The organism is Mitsuaria sp. TWR114 (assembly GCF_007997345.1).
In genome coordinates this window covers 1-1812 of sequence record NZ_VOSR01000499.1, presented here as the reverse complement: position 1 = coordinate 1812, position 1812 = coordinate 1, and the positions used below count along the sequence as shown (strand labels likewise).

At 70.3% G+C, this 1812-nt stretch carries 4 protein-coding genes and 1 pseudogene; 2 read left to right on the top strand and 3 right to left on the bottom strand.

Translation table 11 applies throughout. The annotated features are described in order from the left end of the window. Positions 1 to 390 (top strand): alpha/beta fold hydrolase (locus FUT87_RS17710; RefSeq protein WP_147241866.1); only part of this gene is annotated, 390 nt, incomplete at its 5' end. Between the two features lie 87 nt (positions 391 to 477). On the opposite strand, the gene FUT87_RS17705 is transcribed toward FUT87_RS17710, so the two are convergent. From FUT87_RS17705 to FUT87_RS17695, 3 genes are read right to left on the bottom strand one after another with little or no spacing between them, the layout of a single operon-like run. Then, positions 478 to 843 (bottom strand): PilZ domain-containing protein, encoded by a 366-nt coding sequence (locus FUT87_RS17705; RefSeq protein WP_147241865.1) that lies wholly within the window; start codon positions 841 to 843, stop codon positions 478 to 480. 28 nt (positions 844 to 871) lie between these two features. Continuing rightward, positions 872 to 1093: a hypothetical protein gene (locus tag FUT87_RS17700; protein ID WP_147241864.1), complete on the bottom strand. Its 222-nt coding sequence runs from the start codon at positions 1091 to 1093 to the stop codon at positions 872 to 874. A gap of 11 nt (positions 1094 to 1104) precedes the next feature. Next, positions 1105 to 1299, bottom strand: a complete 195-nt coding sequence (locus FUT87_RS17695; protein WP_147241863.1) for a hypothetical protein — start codon at positions 1297 to 1299, stop codon at positions 1105 to 1107. A gap of 253 nt (positions 1300 to 1552) precedes the next feature. On the opposite strand from FUT87_RS17695, the pseudogene FUT87_RS17690 reads away from it, so the two are divergent. Beyond that, positions 1553 to 1812, top strand: a pseudogene (locus FUT87_RS17690) (hypothetical protein); the annotation flags it as partial.

The following is a 1812-nucleotide window of genomic DNA, read 5'->3' as shown; positions in this document are numbered from 1 at the left end:
GCGCTGGCGCAGGCCTTCTGGAGCCAACCGTCGCGCGAAACCTTCGAGGCCTACTGGTCCGGGGTGCGCCACCTCTACAACACCCGTCCGGCCGCCGATCCTGAGGCCAGCGGCCGCACGCTGGTGAACCTGGACATCCTGCTGCACTTCGTCGGCGGCGAGAAACAGGACCTGGGCCTGCTGCGGGGCCTGGAGCAGGCCCGCTGCCCGGTGCTGGTGATGGTGGGCGAGGACGATCCCGTCTGCCCGCTGGAGGATGCGCTGGAGATCCACGACGCGCTGCCGCCGCAGTGGCGTCAGCTGGCGCGCTTCCCCGGCGTGGGCCACGGCGCATGGCGCGACGACCCGACCGCGGCCTTCGCGGTGCTGAGGAAATTCATCGCCGAGTGAACGGCGGTGTGGCTCCCTCTCCCGCTTGCGGGAGAGGGCAGGGGTGAGGGCCAGCGCCCGACGAAGTCCCGCTGGTCCCGTCGCCCCTCAGGGCGCCACCAGCGCCTTGAAGTCGCGCTCGGCCAGCGCTGCGTCGCCCAGGTTGAGCTCGATGACGCGGCGCAGGTGAGTGATGCTCTCCAGGTCGATGCCCAGGCAGAGCAGCCCGGCGCGGTCGCCATTCACATGGGCGAGCTGCGCCGCCATCGTGATGCGCCCCTCATGCGGCGCGAGCGGCAGGTCCAGCAGGCACAGCTCCCCGGGCTCGACGTCCGAGGACCCCGGCAACAGCAGCAGCGCGCCCTTGAGCGACAGGTCCAGCACCTGCACCGGCAGGCGCTGCTCGACCGTCACCAGCTGCGCCGGCCCGGCGAACGCGATGCGGGAGAAATGACGGCGTTCGGCGGAGCTCATGTTGTCGCTCGGTGGGGGTGGCGCGAGCTCAGAGCTCGGCGTAGATGGTGCTCTTCTCGATCGCCTGGTGCAGGCGCGAGGGCGCCAGCGGCTCCAGGCCCATCGTCTCCAGCAGGTACCACGAGGCGCGCAGCAGCGCGGAGGTGGCCTGGCGGAGCTCGGTCGATTCGGGCGATTCCTGGCGGGCCAGCATCGCCTGCAGCTGCCGCGACTGGTTGTGCCCGGCGACTTCCGGCACCTGCGGCGGCACATGCTGCTGCGTCAGGCGGGCAGCAACTGCTGGACCTCGTGGCCGTGCTCGGGCGATTGGATCAGGCGGGCCAGGTCGCCGAGCAGGCGTTCCCCGGCGGCTGCCAGCAACTGCGCGGAATGGTCCGCGCCGCCGGCGACGTAAAGCGCCGAGGCCATGTCCAGGTACTCCAGCGCGCGCGCCAGACGGGGCAGATCACTGCTCACTGCATGTCCTCCTTGATGCACTCTTGTCATGACTGCTGTTTGCATGCATCGCCGCTCCTTGTTGTGGATTCGGTCCCTCTCGACGGCGTGAGGCCGAGTGTATCGGGGTGCCGCCGCGGCGCGCACGCCGTTTGTCACGCCCGGGGGTAGCATCCATCGGTTCGTAGAGCGGGCACTGTGTTTGCCCGCCGGACCAGGAACGCGCCGGGCGACGCGATTGCCCGACGCCATCCAGACTTACCCGGAGATCCGCATGAATCGCCATGACCGCCAAGACTTTTCGACCGAAGGTCCGATGGAGCTGAACGAGGCGCCGAGCGCGCCGGCGCGACGCGACGCGCTGGGCCGCCTGGGGCGTTATGCCGCCGCGGGGCTGGTGTTGCCGCCGGGCCTGGCGGTGTTCCCCGCGCTGGCGGCCGAAGGCGAGGACGACACCTACGACCAGGATTCGGTGGTGCATGCCGCGACCGAGTTCTTCGGCGAGACCACCGAGGGCCTGGCCAAGGTGATCGA

What these genes read in the sequence shown, in the direction of transcription:
- FUT87_RS17705 (WP_147241865.1), bottom strand. Translation starts at nt 843, where the DNA reads ATGAGCTCCGCCGAACGCCGTCATTTCTCCCGCATCGCGTTCGCCGGG.